The following is a 19,123-nucleotide window of genomic DNA, read 5'->3' as shown; positions in this document are numbered from 1 at the left end:
TAACGTTGTGTCACCCTCACGCATTTCGTTACTGCCAGGGCAGCGGCTGAACTTCCCTGGCAGTGTGGAAGCCATTAATGCTAATCACGGATACGAAATGCGGCGCAAATAGGCCCTACCCTGAAATTTCAATTATAAAGGAGTCTACTATAACATGGCACGTTACACCGGACCTAAATTCAAACTCAGCCGCCGTCTGGGCATTTCCCTTAGCGGTACAGGAAAAGACTTGAAACGCCCTTTTCCTCCAGGACAACACGGAGCTAACCAACGCAGAAAAGTAAGTAACTACGGAATGCAGCTTTTGGAAAAACAAAAACTGCGTCACATGTATGGTTTGGGAGAGAAACAATTCAAAACTCTCTTCACTAAAGCACAAAAGCTTCCAGGTCTTGCGGGCGAAAACTTCATGTTCTTGCTTGAAAGCCGCTTGGACAACCTAGTTTACCGTCTTGGATTTGCTAACTCCCGTGCTGGTGCACGTCAGTTGGTATCCCATGGACACGTAACTGTTAACGGCAAAAAAGTCGACATCGCTTCTTACCGTGTAAGCTTGGGCGACGTTATCGGTCTTCGCGAAAGAAGCCAAAGCATGGCTTCCATCAAAGAAGCTCTTGCTAACCGTTCCCACCTTCCAGCTTACCTGGAATATGCTGAAGGATCTTTCGAAGGTAAATATATTCGTTTGCCAGAACGTTCCGAGCTTTCCCAGGATATCGATGAGAAACAAATCGTCGAGTTCTACAACCGTTAATATCTCGCTTATAGCGAGTATGACCAAAGCCTCCGGATTTATCCGGAGGCTTTTTGTTATTCTAATAGGTAATGAACACTCCGACTGCATTCAAAATCGTCAATTTGTGCTATAATAATTCCGTTAAAAGGAGGAATTATCGTCGATGGTTCAAGAGAACAAGAAAAAAAACGTAAAGAAGCCTTCACCCCGCAGATCCGGGCTCAGCAGGTTTGGTTCTGTAGTAAAGTGGATGTTTATTCTTGGCATAATAGGCATTCTGTTCGTCGGTGGTGCAGCAGCAGGGTATGTAACTTCCATGGTGAAGGATGAACCTGTTCGCTCCGAGGAAATGATTCAACAGCAAGTCGGACAAAATGCTATCACCGGATTCGCATACTTCCGTGACGGCGCACCAATCGGCCAGCTTCGTACTGAAGAAGACCGAAGGCTCATTCAATACAACGACATCCCCCAGATTATTATTGATGCAGTTCTCGCTATAGAGGACAATAATTTCAATGAGCATAACGGCGTGGATTTCAAAGGCACCTTACGTGCCGTCAAGCAAAAGCTATTAAATGAATCCGTTCAAACCGGAGGCAGTACACTTACTCAACAGCTCGCAAGACGTGTATTCCTCAATCTGGATCGAACGGAAGATCGCAAAGCAAAAGAAATTCTGCTCTCACTAAGACTGGAGCGCTTCTTGACCAAGCAAGAGATCCTAACAGCTTATCTGAACAAGGTTCCGTTTGGTAATGGCTCGAATGGCTACAACGTATTTGGGATTAAAGCTGCATCCAAAGGTATATTCGGTCTAGATGATCTAGACAAGTTGAATATTGCCCAAGCGGCGTATTTGGCCGGCCTTCCACAGCTTCCATCCGCTTATTCGGCATTCAATGGCATTGGAGAATTCAATGAAAAGGCATTCAAGAGAGCTATAGACCGTCAACAGCTTGTACTGCGTCGTATGCTTGAGGAGAACAAGATCACTACCTCCCAATATGATGAAGCACTCAAATTTGATATTAAAAGCTCTCTCGCTCCTCACACTAAGAAAGCCTATGCTACATATCCATACCTGATGATGGAAACGGAGCGTAAAGCAGCTGAGATTCTTTTGTCACTAAATGAAGAGAAAAACGGTACAACTGATACTGTTAGCTCTAGTGATAATGCCGTACTTCTTGAGGAAGCACGACAACAGTTAATGACTGGTGGTTACCGAGTCTATACCACGATTGACAAGAAAGTATACAGTGCAATGCACAGTATTTCCGAAGATAGTAGTAATTTCACTAAGGACAGCAAAACAAAAGGTATCGAACAGACGGCTGGCATAATGATCGACAACAAGACCGGAGCCATTCTCGGCATGATTGAGGGTCGCGATTTTAATATCGAGCAAATGAACTATGCAACCCAAATGGTCCGGCAACCCGGGTCAACAATGAAGCCGATTTCTGCTTACTTACCTGCCTTGGATGCAGGACTGATTCAACCTGCCGGCATATTGGATGATGCTCCAATCATTTTGAAGGATGGTGGAAAAGGCTTCCATATCCCTAAAAATGCTAACAACCGCTATCAAGGCTTAGTTACGGCTCGATATGCACTTAATAAATCCCTCAACCTGCCGGCGCTTAAACTGTTTAACGAGAAAGTCGGAATTGAGGATGCTTGGGCCTTTACTAAAAAGCTAGGGATTACTACCCTTACCGAAGATGATTACAGAGCGCAGACAGGGGTAATAGGTGGTCTTCGATACGGTACATCCGTTGAAGAATTAACCAATGCCTATTCCGCCATCGGCAATCAGGGAGCATTTAATGATGCTTACATGATCGAGAAGATTGTGGATTCGGAAGGCAAGATCGTTTATCAGCACAAGGTTAACCCTGAACAAGTATTCTCTGAGCAAACTGCTTATCTAATGACTGATATGCTGCGGACAGTAATCACAGAAGGTACTGCAAGTACAGTGAGAAGAGATTATAAACACTTTAAAGACATTCCGATTGTAGGTAAGACCGGTTCCACTCAGAACTATGGAGATGTCTGGTTCATGGGCTACACCCCTGATGTCACACTTGGCATGTGGGTCGGTTATAAAGAACAAATCAATACCCTTTCGGGAGATACACAAAAACGACAAGCACAGACCTTATGGGCTAAAGTCATGAATGCTGTGATTGATAAGCAGCCAGACTTGTTTGTTACTGACAAATTCACACAACCTGAGGGAATCATCAAAAAGACAGTTTCCGCCTACAGCGGTAAACTGCCAACGGCTCTAACTGACAAATTCACAACAGATCTTTTCAATGCGAAATATGTGCCTACAGAGAGTGACGACGGTATTTCCAAAGCTAAGTATATAACTTATAACGGCGTGAATTACCTTCCGCTGGAAGGAACACCAGAGGATTTCCTGAGGGAAAAAATCGTTGTTAAACGTGAAAAGCCGATTCAGGATTTAGTCAAGGAGCTCTTAGCAGCCTTCCCTAAGATGAAGGATCATAAATCGTTGGAGTATTATATGCCAGCCGATGCTAAGACAGATTTCCCTACTGAAGTCGATCCACGCGTGGACGATGGCGCAGCCCCTTCTGCTCCTGGAAATGTTAGTGTGTCATACAGCACCGGTAAAGCTGTGATCACCTTCTCCCCAAGCGGCTCTCCAGATGTAGTAGGATACCGCTTATACCGTTCTTTAAACGGTGGGTCTTTCCAGAAGCAAGCTGTAATTATGGCTGACGAGAGCAAGGTATTCTCGCCAGGAACACCTGCGAGTGCCAATGCAACTTTCTATGTTACCGCTGTTGATGTCGCAGGTAATGAGACCGCTTCTGGTAGCGTTGCTGGTGGCACTACACCAACTCCGGAAGCAACGCCAACTCCTGATCAAGGACCGGAGACAACGCCTCCTACAGACTCTGAGAGTGTACCAGGAGAGGATATTGAGGTTCCAGGAACCATTCTACCGACTCCTACTTCATTGCCATCTGGCGAAGGTAGCGGCAATGGAAACAGTAATAGTGGCACAGCAGGCAGTACGAATGGAAACCATTAACCTGTAGTCAACAGAATAACTTCACACAGCAAAACACCGTTCCCTCGAATCCATCAGGGAACGGTGTTTTTTATAATCCATTCTAGTCCTCTATCGTTGATAAATCGCCAGTCGGGAGATGAAGCTCCCAAGCCTTTAATACACGCCGCATGATTTTACCAGATCTTGTCTTAGGTAGTTTATCCTTAAATTCGATCTCTCTTGGAGCAGCATGTGCAGACAATCCAGCTTTAACAAATGCCGCGATCTCCTCTTTGAGAGCAGCAGTAGGAATGTAACCTTCTCTCAACGAGATGAAAGCCTTAATAATTTCCCCACGCACAAGGTCTGGTTTACCAATTACGCCCGCTTCAGCTACAGCTGGATGCTCTACTAATTTACTCTCCACTTCAAATGGTCCAATACGCTCTCCAGATGAATTGATAACATCATCAATCCGTCCTTGGAACCAGAAATATCCATCCTCATCCATATAAGCGGAATCACCAGAAATGTACCAACCAGGAATACGGAAATATTCCTCATATTTCGTCTGATTATTCCAAATCGAGTTCATCATGGATGGCCAGGGTGTCCGTATCGCAAGATTCCCCATAGAGAATGGCGGAAGAACATTGCCTCGATCATCAAGAATCGCCGCTTCAATACCTGGTAACGGACGCCCCATTGAACCTGGTTTAATATCCATTCCAGGATAGTTGCAGATCAGCTGTGCCCCCGTCTCTGTCATCCACCAAGTATCATGAATGCGCTGATTGTAAAACTTATCACCCCACCGCACCACTTCAGGATTTAACGGCTCACCAACTGACAGGACATGTCGCAGACTACTCAAATCAATACCTTGAATTGAACTCTCTCCTGCACCCATCAACATACGAAATGCTGTCGGTGCGCTGTACCAAATGCTAACCTTATTTCGTTCAATCGTCTTATACCAATCCTGAGGGCTGAAACGCCCCCCTCTTACGACATTCGTAACCCCATTTAACCAAGGAGAAAATATTCCGTAAGATGTTCCCGTCACCCAGCCCGGATCTGCTGTACACCAGTAAATATCATCTGGACGTAGATCCAGCACCACTCTACCTGTATAATAATGTTGAATCATAGCTCTTTGTACATGATAAACGCCTTTAGGTTTTCCCGTAGAACCAGATGTATAATGCATAATAAGGCCATCGTCCAGGTCAAGCCATTCCAATTCGAGCTCAGAAGATGCGTTAGCCATCTCCTCAGTGAAACCTAAGTTACCTTGCTCGATATCAGTGGTACCACCTACTAAAAAAATATGACGCAAATTCGGAAGCTCATCTCGCTTTACACGATGAAGTAGTTCAGGCGTAGTAACCAAAGCAACGGCACCGCTATCCTCTAGCCGGTCTTTGACTGCTGTCTCCATGAAGGCTTCGAACAGAGGGCCTGCTATTGCCCCAATCTTCAAAATGCCTAGTAAACTAAAATATAGTTCCGGTTGACGAGGCATAAAAATAAATACCCGATCTCCCTTACCGATACCATATTTACGCAATACATTTCCGAACCGGTTCGACCGTTCCTGCAGATCGGCAAATGTATAGGATTCATCCCGCACCGCATCACTGTAGAGCAGGGCCGTTGCCGCTCCCCGTCCTTCTTGAACGTGGCGATCCACTGCTTCATGTGCCATATTTACTTTGCCAGTGTCATACCATGAGAAGTTACGTTCAACATCCTCCCACTTAAAATCGGCTACTGCCTGGGTGTAATCAGACATATTGGAGCTCTGTACACGGCCCGGCAAAATTTCGCTATGGACTTGACCCATCACTCTTGCCTCCCTCACTCGTTTGATTTAAGCTTTAAGGGTAAGACTCTTCTCTTAGATAATGATGTCAATGCAATGAATGTGAATTTTTTATGTCTGAATTAGTATAACATAGCAAACGTTTACATTCCATATTTTATGATCTGAAAGGAGCACGGCTATGGAGCATCGTAAAATCCCTGTTTCCCATACGCTTTCATATAAAGGTAGAACAATTACAGTAAGCGGTCCCCGGTCTCCAGAGGACCTAGAAGCCCTCCACATGCACCATGATCTCGATGCCTTCCGCAAGCCAATAGAACAGCAAGAAGCTCTCGTAGAGATTGCTAGCCTGCCAGAAGGACGTATTATTACAGCTGTAGAGAACGGCACTATCGTAGGTTATGTCACCTTTCATTATCCGGATGAAATGGAGCTTTGGTCACAGGGTGGAATGATGGATCTAATTGAGCTTGGGGCCATTGAGGTGAGTAATGATTACAGGGGAGCCGGACTTGGCCGGCTGCTGATTTCCACTGCTTTTGAGCAGGAGCAATTGGAGAATTGTATTGTCTTTACAACTGAGTATTATTGGCACTGGGATTTAAAAGGAAGTGGGCTTGATGTATGGGCTTATCGCCAAATGATGGAGCGATTAATGAAAACTGTAAATATGGTTTGGTATGCTACAGACGATCCTGAAATCTGCTCCCATCCAGCCAACTGTCTAATGGTACGCATTGGACAAGAGGTGCCTATGTCCTCACAGGAGACCTTCGACAGGGTACGTTTTAGACAGCGCTTTATGTACTAAAATCAGAGGTGCTGCAACATATATTCTAATATGGCATGTGAGCGCCCTGAGGATTCTACCGTGAATTCCTTAAAATTAACATTTGCAGACCCATCAGATTTGTCAGACATCGAACGAATTATGACAAAGGGAGTGGCGTTCATCACACAGACTTGTGCAACCGCCGCTCCTTCCATCTCCACGCATGCTCCGTCTAACTCCTCTCTTAATTTGGCCACAATCTCCACGTTAGAAATGAATTGATCACCTGAAAGCACCTTGCCGACCAAGTACTTTTGACCTAGCTTGTTACACGCTCTCTCAGCAAGGAGAACCAGTGCATGATCTGCCTGAAAGACGGAATTTTCCTGATAAGGAATTTCACCTCTTGAGAACCCAAGCGCCGTTGCATCCACATCATGCTGGACACAAGTAGATGATATTACGATATCTCCAATATTCAATTCAGGATGCACAGCTCCAGCTACGCCAGTAAACAACACACGTGATACACCAAAGGAATCAATCAGAATTTGTGTCGTAGCTGCTGCATTCACTTTGCCAACCCCGGATTTACAAAGCACTACTGACTTCCCTAATAAATCTCCTATGTAATAATGTATTCCTGCTTTGACCTTAGTCTCTTTATTCTCCATTCCTTCTAGCAGCAGCTTAATCTCTTCATCCATCGCACCAATTAATCCGATAATTTCATGCAAAACTAACGCCTCCTTCGATGATTTTCGCTGTAAAAAACATAAAAAGCTCCAAAAGGAGCTTTCTACGGAATGACTGTTTAGTTCTTAAATTACTTATTCAGATGATTAACAGACAAGCGGAGAATCGTTTCATGAGGCAGGATAACCCGCGGATTCTCAACCGTCTCTTTCTTCATGAGTTTCGTCAAAAGTCTCATTGCTACCGCACCTAGGTCATACATAGGCTGGGCTACAGTTGTCAACAATGGACGAACCATCGAAGCCATACGGATGTTATCCACACTAATAATGGAGAAGTCATCCGGTACCTTCAGGCCTTCATCCTGAATACTGTGAATTGCACCAATAGCCATCTCATCTGTTGCAGCAAAAATAGCTGTCGGCTTCTTCTTGAGTCCAAGGAAATACTTCATGGCTTCGACACCAGATTCATAGCGGTAGTTACCGATACGCACCAAGTCTTCTTGATATTCGATTCCAGCCTGTTCAAGTGCCTTCTTATAACCATGAAAACGTGCATATCCATTCGCAGGATCCTGGAGTGTACCACTGATCATTGCGATTTCACGGTGACCGTGACGAATCAGAGTATTCACTGCATCAAAAGCAGCGGTTTCATGATCGATGTCAACGGAAGGATAAGTCCCCTTCTCATCCCGTGTAGCACATAGGACAATTGGAACTGCAGAAGTCTGGAAAGCTTGGATATGTTCATCAGTTACCGTACCACCCATGAAGAGCAGACCATCGACCTGTTTCTCCAAAAGCGTATTGATGACACGGATTTCCTTTTCTTTGCGCTTATCCGCGTTACACAATATGATATTGTAATGATACATGTTCGCGATATCTTCAATCCCGCGTGCAATTTCTGCAAAAATCGAGTTTGAAATATCAGGGATGACAACCCCAACGGTTGTCGTTTTCTTACTGGCAAGTCCTCTCGCCACGGCATTGGGACGATATCCCAAACGCTCAATCGCTTCAAAAACTTTCTTCCGGGTCTGCGGTTTCACGTTAGGGTTATTATTCACAACCCGTGATACCGTAGCCATAGATACGCCTGCTTCTCGCGCTACATCGTAAATGGTTACCGTCAAATTACTCTCTCCATTGCGATAAATTTTATCGTTCGACTAATTAAAAATATGATACGACACTTTGTACAATTGTGCAATGATAACGCTTCATTTTCCTTTCAAAATTTCTTTCAAGGATGAAGACGTAACCCTAAATTACAATTTATGACTAGTGAAGGTTTCCCTATTCACGAGCACAATCATGTAACTTCTATCTATCGTAACAAAAAGTGAGTGAAAAATCCAACATTCCGTGAAAGTTTTTCATTATTTTCACAGAATGTTTTAATAATTTGCGTTTTTAGTCGTTTGGAACGTTAATTGAGACAGTCTTCGACTAGTTTCTTCCATCCAATTCTGGTCCGTGAGCCTTTCAGCTAATCGGTATAAATCGAGCAGCACATCCACTCTAGCCTGAATTGTCTCTCGGATAACCACCTCTAATTCATGAAATCCCCCGACAATAACCTCTGTCAAAGATTCTTTTAGGACACTAGCTAATTCATTTCTTTCTGTAAATGAAAAATCTTTTCTTGGCACATCCGCGCTCAGTTCCTTCACTAACCTTCCTAGATCCGCTTTAATAAACGACATTGGCTCATAACTAGTACATTTCGGACAAGTATAAACAGGAACATGTGTAATCTTCACCTTCGTATTAAAAATTAATGAATGCATATGTAAGGTCATGAGGCCACCACAATTGCACAACTTCTCCATTAAATTATCTGTATACATCTTCTACACCTCTTGCAAGAAATAAAATAAGTACAAAGTATGACTTTTCAATTTCTATATTCGACTTCCCTCGATTAAAACCCTCTTTAATTGCATATAATGATTAAATTGGCAATTCGTCTATTATTTACAACCCATCAGATGACTTCGTATTTTAAATTTGATAGAATATGAAAGATCATGTGGTACGAAAGGAGCTTAACAAAATGAGACTAGCTGGCAAAAAGGTCATTGCACTCGTAGACGATGAATTTGAAGATTTGGAGCTCTGGTATCCCGTGTACCGAGTGAGAGAAGAAGGTGCTGAGGTTCACTTGGCAGGTTTGGAAAAAGATAAGACGTACATCGGCAAATATGGTGTACCAGCAAAAGCAGAGTACTCCTGGGATGATTTAAACGCTGCTGATTATGATGGTATTCTAGTTCCAGGAGGCTGGGCTCCGGATAAAATCCGTAGATACAGTGCCGTTCTAAAGCTCGTACAGGATTTTAATGTGGCTAAAAAACCAATTGGGCAGATCTGCCACGCAGGTTGGGTATTAATTTCCGCTAAAATTCTGGAAGGTGTAACCGTCACCTCCACACCGGGCATCCGGGATGACATGGAGAATGCCGGAGCTATATGGAAGGATGAAGCAGTGGTTACGGATGGACATATCATCTCCGCTCGTCGCCCGCCGGATCTTCCGCCTTATGGCAAAGCCTTTTGTGATGCACTTGCTGGGGAATAAAGTACAATACACATCTATTGGTTAAAAATAAAACAAGCCCTGTTTCTCACAATGCTGTGAAGAACAGGGCTTTTGATTTGATTCGTTCGACATCTAGGCTGCTCACTTAATTCTTAAGGACGCCTTCTCCTTGATTACAGTTGGATAAGAATTAAATTTGAAGGTCAAGGGTTGAGGTAGCTTTTCTTTGCCTACGTTAAAGAAAAAGGTTATTGTAGTTCCTTTAGTACCTTCGTTAAATTCTTTATATCCCGAGTAGCCATCTTTGACCCTTCCCAGCCAATGCCCGCTTCCAGTGCTATCCACAAAATTATCGTCCAATGAAAAACCGCTGCCGCCAAGCGCCTCCTTATCTTCTTTAGGGATAAAGTAATCCAATACCAGAATTCCCTGTTCTTCGTTCTCCATCCGCTTTGAAATCGTTAAATTGTTATCTGGTGCCTGCAAGATCTGCTGGGTTTCCGTGTTAATCACAAGCTCCACCTTAGATTTATCCAGTGCTGAAATTCCTTCAATTTCTAATTTGATTGGCTCATCAGGTCTCATATTGTCATTGTGATAATTATTCATCCCACTAGCCCACATTAAGTCCTCTTGGTGATCCCCCTTCCCGATGACCAGTTTAGGTGAAAGCATATTAAAAATTCTCATTGTATTATCTCCGTCAAAGTTTTCCCGCATATAAATTCCAGTAGGTCCAATATAGACATTATCCATTTTGATTTTCTGTCCGGCAATAGCTAGACTCTCCTTCAGATCAATAATTTCTCCCTTAAAATAATTGTTATTGGCTTCCAATGGAATGTTAACAATTAGCTTTTTTATATCACTGCTCGATCCAGATGGGTCCTTGGATACTGGATATAGCGATAATGTAATATTCAACTCATCTGTCAGATCATCTCGATATTTATTCCAGACGATTTGTTCTAACATACGAGTCGTCCCAGGAGAACCTGCCTCTTGTGCATTAGAATTGCTAAACCCGCTATATCCTGTGAGGTCGTAATTATCTTCTGAATTTTTTTTCAGAGACAGGCCCATTAGTTGCATTTTCTGATCTGTATTATTCTGAATCGTATAGAGCAGAGCAATGCCTCTTCGATCAGCGATGATTCCGTTAACCGTCCACTTTATTCCATCCACCTCAGCTGAAGAAATATTCACTTCCTTCATTATTCCCGCATCAAGTGCTGATGTTATGGTCAGATTATTAGCAATAATGGGTCTAAACATTTCAAGCTGCCCCCAGCTTTTTGGAGGTAATTGCGCACGTATTGGATTGGCCATCTGATTTGCCCAAGGGACAATAATCAATAAGACGATAGCTAGGAGCGCCAACGCAACAACAGTGTATCTTTTTCTAAAAGACGACCCTTTTCGGTTACCTAACTGCATCCCCTGGCGAATCGCGGCGTCCAATTTAACTTCCAGGATTTCCTCAGCCTCGACATCGATTCTCTGAAAGTAATCGTTAAGCAGCTTTTCTTCAGACTCAGCCATTAAATAGATCCCCTTTCCGTTTCATTCTGTCACGCAGTTGTTTCAGACCTTTGCTCAGCCATGTCTTCACGGTTCCCTCCGGCTTATCGAGCACCTCCGCAATTTCTGCAAGAGTCATGTCCTTGTAATATTTGAGTACAAGCACCTGGCGATACTTTGGCTTTACTCCTTCCAGCGCATGTTCCATGTCCAATCTGCGGTCGCTTTTCATCTCCATAATTCCTATATCGCTTCGATCAACTTCTGTGACTGTATTCCTCTTTCTGCGCTTCAACTCATCGTTACAGCAATTGATCAGAATACGTGTTAACCAAGGAGCAAAACGCTCTGAGTCCTTCAAACTTTTACGTTTAATCCATGCGCGGCAGGTTGCCTCTTGTAGAACTTCCAACGAATCTGCCTCGTTTCGCAAATAGCTGTAAGCAATGCTGTATAGCTTTCTTTTCTGCTCAGCTACCAGCTCATAAAATATGTCTTCATCCGTAGCGACAATTTCCATTTCGTCATTAATAATGTGTTCCATGCTTGTTCTGTCCTCCCCCCTTGCCTTCACGTAAAAATCATTCCTGTGCAACTCGCTCTATGTATAGACTGCGCTGAAGCGCAAACGGTTTTGTTTTTTTACAAATGATCTGGTACAAAAGAAAAAGGCCCGGCAAGAATGCCGAACCTTGATGTGAACTTGATGATGTTACGCTTGATAACTATGAAGAGGCTTTCTCCTTTGTTTCCACGCTTGTTCCAAGCGAAATACCGCTTTTCTGAGCGTAAGCACTTAGGATTTCCTCCGTCTCCGAGCTTGTACGATGATGGAAGCAAGCTTTTGCAACCCTTGTAGCATCTATAGCCAGTGTATTCAGGGTACGGTGTTTAACCTTCAGCAGCGCCTGTGGCGACATGCTAAGATCACTAATCCCTAGCTCCAGCCAAAGTGGCAAAGAACGCTCATCCGCCGCCATTTCACCACATACGCTAATGTCTATTTTTGCATTACGTGCTGCTTCTACAGTCATACGAATCATGCGCAGAACCGCTGGATGATATGGATGATACATATGTGCAATTTGTTCATTCATACGGTCTACAGCTAATACATATTGCACCAAATCGTTCGTACCGATACTGAAAAAATCAACTTCCTCAGCCAGTAAATCCGCAATCATAACCGCAGCTGGAACTTCAATCATAATACCGACTGGAATATTCCGATTAAACGGGATGCCCCGCAGCTCCAGTTCAGCCTTCACTTCTTCCAATACAGCTTTTGCTGCCTGTACTTCTTCTACAGAAGATATCATTGGGAACATTAGCTTTACATTCCCATATGCACTCGCCCGCAAAATGGCGGTTAGTTGAGTTTTGAACATATCTTGTCGATTCAAGCTGATTCGAATAGCACGATAGCCAAGGAACGGATTCTGTTCTTCTGGTAGCTGGAAGTAATCCAGATGCTTGTCCCCGCCTATATCCAGCGAACGGATCACAACCATATTGCTGCCTACCTTCTCGACCACCTGTTTATACACTTCGAATTGTTCATCCTCAGTCGGGAAAGAACTGCGATCCATATAAAGAAACTCTGTGCGGAATAGACCTACACCTTCAGCTCCATACTTGAGCGCTAAATTCAGTTCTTTAACAGAGCTGATATTACCGGCTAACCGCAGGTTAACACCATCTTTTGTGACGGCATCGACAGTAGCAAGCAATTCCAATTGTTCTTTCTTTTTATGCTGCTTATTCCGAAGAGAAACATATTCATTGATTGTTACCTCATCAGGATGAATTTGCACAGATCCGGTATCGCCGTCTATCACGAGCATATCTCCGGTCTGAATAGGATTAGACAAATTATTCTCCAAACCTGCTACGAGCGGAATGCCCAGCGCACGAGCCATAATGGAGGAATGCGAGGTTTTACCGCCCATCATAGTAACAATACCTAGAACATAAGTTGGGTTCAAGTGAGCTAACTGGGAAGGAGACAACTCCTTCGCTACGAGAATATACGGCTGTGTATCGGATGGCAACGTAACCTCAGGAGCACCTAAAAGATGCTTTAACAGACGATTTCCGACATCCTTGATGTCGACCGCCCGTTCCTTCATGTATTCATCATCTAGCAAATCAAACATCGCTACAAAATGATCAATTGCTTCCTTAACAGCCACTTCCGCCGCCTTATATTGGCGTTCTATAATCCCCCGGATTTCACTCATGAACACCGGATCATCCAATATCGCCAGATGAGCATCAAAAATGCTGGATTCCTCTGGACCGACCACTTCTCTGAATTCCTTTTTGATGAATTCAATTTCGTCCTTAGAGGTACGGATACCTTCGTATAAACGCTCAAACTCCTTAGCTAGATCCACTGGGTTCACTTGTGTGTCTGGTAAGCTCCACTCCCAGTTCGGTAAGACAAAGGCCTTCCCGATAGCTACACCTGCTGCTGCGCCTATGCCTTGTATCATCCTTCTATCCCTCCAACGTTACTTTCATGTAAGACTACGGACATTACAGAAGATTGCCCCTTTTTAACATTTTTAAATGGAGCGTAGCTCCATGATTTTACTCGATCAGGATTCGTAATCACCATTGGTGTAGCCAGTGAAGCCGCATGCTCACGCAAATAAGCGAGGTCGAATTTAACCAGCAATTGACCTGGCTCCACGCTGTCACCCTCTTTTACAACCGCCTCAAATGGCCCTTTAAGCTGCGAAGTATCGATCCCTATATGCATAAGTACCTCCAGCCCTTCCGGCGTAGCAATACCGACGGCATGCATTGTAGGGTAGACGTGCATAACCTTCCCGAATACAGGCGAAGTAAGCTCCCCTTTTTCCGGCAAAAATGCAACTCCATCACCCACCAGCTTCGCTGCAAAGATATGATCCGGCACTTCCTCAATGGGCATCATTCTACCCTGCATCGGAGAACTGAACAGCACCTGCGGCAAATCTCGAAGCATCAGCTTGTTGATCTCCTCGCGGATCAGCTCTGAATACGTTCCAAATACTACCTGAACATTACCGCCACCGAGCTTGATAATCCCGGCAGAACCAAGACCTTTAAGCGCCCCCGTATCAATAAATCGATCATTATGGACGGTAAGTCGCAAACGAGTGATACAGGACTGCACTTGTACAATATTCTCCTTACCACCTAGCGCCTCTAAGATTAGCGGTGCCTGATAAGGGATGTTACCTGCCCAATCCCCGAGTTCCGAACCTTCTTCACGTCCTGGTGTCGGGATCTGAAAACGGCGAATCGCCCAGCGGAACAAATTATAATATACAATCCCATAACCAATGCCGATCGGAATCAAAAGCCAAGCCCTCTGCGACAGATGCAAATTTAAAAAGAAGTCAATGGCTCCTGCTGAATAAGAGAACCCGTGGTGAATTCCAAGCATGTAGGTCAGCACCATAGCGAGACCGGACATTACAGTATGTACCGCGAATAAATACGGAGAAGCAAACAAAAACGCGAATTCGATCTGCTCCGAAACCCCAGTTAGAAAACAAACCAAAGCGGCTCGCATGAAGGTCTTTTTAATCTTAGGCTTCAAATCCTCGCGCGCTTCCTGAATAATTGCAAAAGCAATGGCTGGCAGTGCGAACATCATTATCGGAAACAAACCTGCCATAAAAATGCCCGCTGTAGGATCGCCTGCAAAAAAACGTGGCAAATCCCCCTGAACGACAGTGCTACCATCAGGAGTTGTGAAGTTTCCAAACTGAAACCAAAACACATTATTAAGAATATGGTGAAGACCGAAGGCTGTCAGTACTCTATATAGTACCCCATAAATAAAAACGCCAAATCCGCCCGTCTGCAATATCCCTTGAAAAAGATCATCCAGTCCTCTTTGCAGCAGTGGAGATATCCCTAACATCACCCATGCAAAGCCAGCCGAAAACAATCCCATGAACAGCAAAACAAAACGCGACCCTCCAAAAAACTGGATCGCCTCTGGAAGCTTGATATTTTTAAACCGGTTTTGAGCGATACCGGCGACTATACCCAGCAAAATTCCGATAAGTGTTGCAGGTTGTACAAGCCCGTCTCCCATATGGGTAACAATCCGGTCGTAAGTGAACATCCCAGCCAACGCTGCAAGACCCGCCGTTCCAGCTTGATTGGATAGTCCCCATGCTACACCCACAGCAAACAAATAAGGCATAAAATAAAAGATTCCCTGCCCAGCGTATGTAGCCACTTCGGATACCGAAGAAAGTCCCCATGCAGACCAAGGTAAGCTGCCCAAACTAAGCAAAATGGCTGCCGCCGGCAGTACCATGGTAGGAAGCATTATGGCTCTGCCCAATTGCTGCAATGATCCGAGCCAATTCAAGGCTACCCTCTCCTTTCTTTCTATATTGAATGGTACGCGCTGCGGGTGTTTTTGTCAAAATAAACTGAAGAAAAAAACAGTCTATTTATAAACAATTATTCTCTTACTCCACTATAAAATCACATAAGAAAGCCATGTCTTAGCTCACAATTCGCCAAAGGTTTTGAGTAAACCATCTTACATTCGGTTAAAACCGTTGCACGTCCGGCTATTTTAAAATTTTAGAAAAGTGCCCGAACGAAGAATTATTTGCTGTTTTTGGGCTGCTACTGCTTCTCATTCCGTCCCTACTTCTGCGCCTACTTCAGTGCCTCTTTAGAACCCCCTCCAGTCCCTGTGCCAAGCAAAAACGAAGTTAATTGTACTTTTTGCAGCTATTTCAGTCTCAGAAACACTATGAGCTGTATAAATGTACTTTGTGCAATTATTTTTGATGAATTTATCTTTATCCTCACCTTTGATGAATTATAAGTGTACAAAGTGCAACTAAACCATCAGAGTACAATTATACGTCTGATATAGTTGTATATAGTGCAATTATTCTCCCACTCCTACCATATTTGATCTGGTCGCATAGCTTTCACTTCATATTGCCGAACCCGTTCTCCTGTAGTTACAGGCTTTAGCAGCCCCTTCTCACTCAACGAGTGCAACAATCTGCGCGCCGTACGAAAGTTAATACTGAAATGCATGGTCACATCCTTCGGACGAATCGCCCTCCCCAGTCGCCAAGCCAAACGCAGAACCTCCTTCTCCTCGGACAAAATATCCACGCTTGCAGATTTGCGCGCCAAATGAGGTGCCAGCACCAATTGCAATAGCATCCGGCACACCTCAGGGCGGTGCTGAAGATCATCAACAGAAAAATGAATCATTTTCCACCCCATTCCGGTCAAAAAAGTGTCCCGATTCACTGCATAGTTGAATCTCTCGCGGTCCATGTCCTTCACATGGCTTTGAAACCCGTCGCACTCAATTCCTAGGCTGCTGCCGCTCTGCGGAAGAAAAGCGAAGTCCAGAAACTGAGATTTACGGTTCCAGTCGTACACTTCGTATTCTGGATGCAAATCATCGAGACTCTCAAACAATGGCCACCATACATTCTGCAAGAACAGCTTCTCAGCATAATTATGCCCTCTAACAAGCCTCCCCCTTCTTTCTCCTGATCTTTCAGTCAAGTGCTTGTTAATGAACATACCATGTGCTTCTTCAAATTCCATTATGGTATCCTCCCCTATAAAAATAAAAAAAACGCCCTTCACCGCAAATCATGCGGATAAAGGACGTTCTTCGTCTGACTTCAGTATAACAAGTTCAAATAGTGATTTGCATTAAAAATTGTACAGACTTCGACTACACTCTCTGACCGAACTTACGCCCGAGTACGCCCATGCATCGTGATCGCTTCCTCGACCTTGATGCAGCGGTCCATAATCGCCGTCATACCGTGCTCAGCGGCGATTTCAGCGGCTTCCTGGCTGATAATCCCCTGCTGGAGCCAGAGCACACGTGCGCCGATGTCAGCGGCTTCCTGTGCGACCTTAGCACAGTGTTCGCTACGACGGAACACATTGACAATGTCAACCGGCTCTGGAATTTCTGCCAACGTATGATAGCACTTCTCTCCCAGTATTTCACCGTCAACCAAAGGGTTTACAGGGATAATCCGATATCCCCGACTTTGCATAGCACCCGCAACCATATAGGAGGTACGGTCTGTTTTGTCAGACAGGCCAACAACTGCAATATTACCGGCAGAAGCAAGGATATCTCCGATCTGCTCCCGGCTTGGATTCTCAAAGCTCATACATAGTGCCCCTTTCCATAGTTACACTTTATGATCCTGATTTACTTCACTGAAGACTGAAGCTAGTTTCGCTAGCCCCCTTACTTCTATTGTACCCACTCTACATTCGCATCAAGCGCACGCAGGTGATCAAAGTATTGCGGATACGACTTAGCAACATGGTGAGCATCCTTGATCAAGAGCGGTTTACGAGCACGTAAACCTACTACTGACAAAGCCATAATTACACGGTGGTCGTAATGTGCGTTGATGGTCACACCACCTTCGACACCTTCTGGCATGCCGTGAACAATAATTTCATCGCGGCGTTCCTCAACATTGGCTCCGGCACGAGTCAACTCTGCCAAGTAATCAGTTATACGATCACATTCCTTATATCGCAGATTCTCAACGTTATAGAATCGCGAAGTACCTTCAGCAAATACAGCAGCAGCTACCATAGCCAGCACTGCATCAGTTGCAGCATCACCGTCAAATTCAACGGCTTTCAGAACACCGTTCCCTTGTACGTGTACCGTCCCCTCATTATGAGTAAGAGGTACTTCCATCATACGCAGTACATCAACAATGGCTCTTTCTCCCTGTTTACTCTGTTCCACAAGTCGATGAACCTTAACATCCGACTTTGTAACAGCAGCTGCCGCAAGAATAGCCGCGGAGCCAGGATAGTCACCTTGAACTGTATAAGTCTTAGCCGCATAGACTTGACGACCCGGCACTTTAAAGGACATGTAATCATCCGCCGCATGAACCACAATTCCCGCCTGCTCCAATACTTCTAACGTCTGACCTACGACAACCTTCGATTTCAAATCATCAAGGACAATAATTTCACTATCTTCTTCAAGCAATGGTGTCAGGAACAGAAGAGCGCTTAGGAATTGGGAGCTGACTGCACCGGAAACTGTAATTTTACCCCCAACAGGTTTACCTCCACGGATCGTGATCGGCAGTTTTCCTTCGTTATGCTCTACCTTTACACCAAGCTGTTCTAGAGACACGATCAGATCGTCATGCGGACGTTTGCCCAAAGAGTCAGGATACGTATTTACAAATGTAACCTCAGGGCTTAGCGCAGCCACAGCCATTAGAAAACGTAATACTGCTCCAGCATTCCCCACATTAAGTTCCTTAACATCCTTCGGTTTGCGTCCAAAGCCTTGAATCACAATTTTCTCATCATCTTCTGTGAGTACAGCTCCCAAATCTGCAATACAACGACGGATTGCATCGCTGTCTTCACTATGTGCCGGATGATAAATCGTACTTACACCTTCTGACAATGCGGCAACCAGTAAATAACGAGTGGTATAGTTTTTGGAAGAGAGAGCTCCGAATTCCCCCTGCAAAGATGGCGTTGGCCTAACAATAACGTCCATAATATAAACTCTCCTTAGTAGATATAGTTGTATGTAGTGCTAGTTTGACAGGGTAATCCATGCTTGTGTTATCATTAAACCATTCTTCTGATGAAAAGAGGTCACAACCATGCATAATGTTCCACAAATCACACCGCAAGAATTGCGGCAGTGTCTAGAGACAGGGGAAGACCTTGTACTCATCGACGTTCGTGAAGACGAAGAGGTTGCCTTCGGGATGATTCCCGGTGCACAGCATATCCCCATGGGAGAAATTCCACATCGCACAGAGGATATTCCAAGCGATGCTAAAGTAATCTTTATTTGCCGTTCCGGTGCACGAAGCCAGCGTGTATGCGAATATCTACAACAGTTTGGCATTAATGCTACAAATTTAAGCGGCGGTATGATTGAATGGAATGAAACACTCTCTTAAAAGC

The 19,123-nt window shown here is 44.4% G+C and carries 16 protein-coding genes; 5 read left to right on the top strand and 11 right to left on the bottom strand.

Features of this window, described 5'->3' with window-relative positions; all coding sequences use genetic code 11:
* The first annotated feature begins 154 nt into the window (after window positions 1-154).
* A complete protein-coding gene (gene rpsD / locus ACN6MV_RS12265; protein ID WP_042126823.1) occupies window positions 155-754 on the top strand; it encodes a 30S ribosomal protein S4 in 600 nt (199 codons plus the stop codon).
* Window positions 755-899: 145 nt separating this feature from the next.
* A complete protein-coding gene (locus tag ACN6MV_RS12260; RefSeq protein ID WP_419886446.1) occupies window positions 900-3,812 on the top strand; it encodes a transglycosylase domain-containing protein in 2,913 nt (970 codons plus the stop codon).
* An 82-nt stretch (window positions 3,813-3,894) separates the two neighbouring features.
* On the opposite strand, the gene acsA is transcribed toward ACN6MV_RS12260, so the two are convergent.
* Window positions 3,895-5,619, bottom strand: coding sequence for an acetate--CoA ligase (gene acsA / locus ACN6MV_RS12255; RefSeq protein ID WP_042126819.1), 1,725 nt, complete (start codon window positions 5,617-5,619; stop codon window positions 3,895-3,897).
* 160 nt (window positions 5,620-5,779) lie between these two features.
* Here acsA and ACN6MV_RS12250 point away from each other — a divergent pair, with 160 nt between their 5' ends.
* On the top strand, window positions 5,780-6,412 hold the full coding sequence (locus ACN6MV_RS12250) for a GNAT family N-acetyltransferase (protein WP_042126817.1): 633 nt from the start codon (window positions 5,780-5,782) through the stop codon (window positions 6,410-6,412).
* Between the two features lie 2 nt (window positions 6,413-6,414).
* Here the strand turns inward: ACN6MV_RS12250 and ACN6MV_RS12245 are convergent, their stop codons facing one another.
* The 3 genes from ACN6MV_RS12245 to ACN6MV_RS12235 all read right to left on the bottom strand — a co-directional run bounded on the left by ACN6MV_RS12245 (window position 6,415) and on the right by ACN6MV_RS12235 (window position 8,927).
* Window positions 6,415-7,110: a 5'-methylthioadenosine/adenosylhomocysteine nucleosidase gene (locus ACN6MV_RS12245; protein WP_081954059.1), complete on the bottom strand. Its 696-nt coding sequence runs from the start codon at window positions 7,108-7,110 to the stop codon at window positions 6,415-6,417.
* Between the two features lie 89 nt (window positions 7,111-7,199).
* Window positions 7,200-8,210 (bottom strand): catabolite control protein A, encoded by a 1,011-nt coding sequence (ccpA, locus tag ACN6MV_RS12240; RefSeq protein ID WP_036686140.1) that lies wholly within the window; start codon window positions 8,208-8,210, stop codon window positions 7,200-7,202.
* A gap of 264 nt (window positions 8,211-8,474) precedes the next feature.
* Window positions 8,475-8,927 carry a hypothetical protein gene (locus tag ACN6MV_RS12235; protein WP_375102685.1) on the bottom strand — a complete coding sequence of 151 codons (453 nt, stop codon included), beginning with the start codon at window positions 8,925-8,927 and terminating at the stop codon, window positions 8,475-8,477.
* Window positions 8,928-9,133: 206 nt separating this feature from the next.
* Between ACN6MV_RS12235 and ACN6MV_RS12230 the strand changes: the two genes are divergently transcribed.
* Window positions 9,134-9,658 (top strand): type 1 glutamine amidotransferase domain-containing protein, encoded by a 525-nt coding sequence (locus ACN6MV_RS12230; RefSeq protein WP_419886445.1) that lies wholly within the window; start codon window positions 9,134-9,136, stop codon window positions 9,656-9,658.
* A gap of 102 nt (window positions 9,659-9,760) precedes the next feature.
* Here the strand turns inward: ACN6MV_RS12230 and ACN6MV_RS12225 are convergent, their stop codons facing one another.
* The 7 genes from ACN6MV_RS12225 to aroA form a co-directional block, all read right to left on the bottom strand.
* Complete coding sequence (locus ACN6MV_RS12225) at window positions 9,761-11,161, bottom strand: DUF4179 domain-containing protein (RefSeq protein ID WP_419886444.1); 1,401 nt, start codon at window positions 11,159-11,161, stop codon at window positions 9,761-9,763.
* A complete protein-coding gene (locus ACN6MV_RS12220) occupies window positions 11,154-11,684 on the bottom strand; it encodes a sigma-70 family RNA polymerase sigma factor (RefSeq protein WP_419886443.1) in 531 nt (176 codons plus the stop codon). Before ACN6MV_RS12220 ends, ACN6MV_RS12225 begins: the two co-directional genes overlap by 8 nt.
* Before the next feature lie 181 nt (window positions 11,685-11,865).
* Window positions 11,866-13,635, bottom strand: coding sequence for a phosphoenolpyruvate--protein phosphotransferase (gene ptsP, locus ACN6MV_RS12215; protein ID WP_419886442.1), 1,770 nt, complete (start codon window positions 13,633-13,635; stop codon window positions 11,866-11,868).
* Window positions 13,632-15,518, bottom strand: a complete 1,887-nt coding sequence (locus ACN6MV_RS12210; RefSeq protein ID WP_042126806.1) for a glucose PTS transporter subunit IIA — start codon at window positions 15,516-15,518, stop codon at window positions 13,632-13,634. The genes ptsP and ACN6MV_RS12210 overlap by 4 nt, the downstream gene beginning before the upstream one ends.
* A gap of 551 nt (window positions 15,519-16,069) precedes the next feature.
* Window positions 16,070-16,738 (bottom strand): hypothetical protein, encoded by a 669-nt coding sequence (locus ACN6MV_RS12205; protein WP_419886441.1) that lies wholly within the window; start codon window positions 16,736-16,738, stop codon window positions 16,070-16,072.
* A gap of 152 nt (window positions 16,739-16,890) precedes the next feature.
* Window positions 16,891-17,325 carry a CoA-binding protein gene (locus ACN6MV_RS12200; protein WP_419886440.1) on the bottom strand — a complete coding sequence of 145 codons (435 nt, stop codon included), beginning with the start codon at window positions 17,323-17,325 and terminating at the stop codon, window positions 16,891-16,893.
* A gap of 86 nt (window positions 17,326-17,411) precedes the next feature.
* Complete coding sequence (gene aroA / locus ACN6MV_RS12195) at window positions 17,412-18,704, bottom strand: 3-phosphoshikimate 1-carboxyvinyltransferase (RefSeq protein ID WP_419886439.1); 1,293 nt, start codon at window positions 18,702-18,704, stop codon at window positions 17,412-17,414.
* 109 nt (window positions 18,705-18,813) lie between these two features.
* On the opposite strand from aroA, the gene ACN6MV_RS12190 reads away from it, so the two are divergent.
* Window positions 18,814-19,119, top strand: a complete 306-nt coding sequence (locus ACN6MV_RS12190) for a rhodanese-like domain-containing protein (protein ID WP_042126799.1) — start codon at window positions 18,814-18,816, stop codon at window positions 19,117-19,119.
* Window positions 19,120-19,123: the final 4 nt, after the last annotated feature.

The organism is Paenibacillus sp. B-A-8 (assembly GCF_048572915.1).
Taxonomy (GTDB): domain Bacteria; phylum Bacillota; class Bacilli; order Paenibacillales; family Paenibacillaceae; genus Paenibacillus_AQ.
The sequence above is the reverse complement of the archived record's forward strand: the minus strand, read 5'-3'. Positions and strand labels throughout refer to the sequence as shown.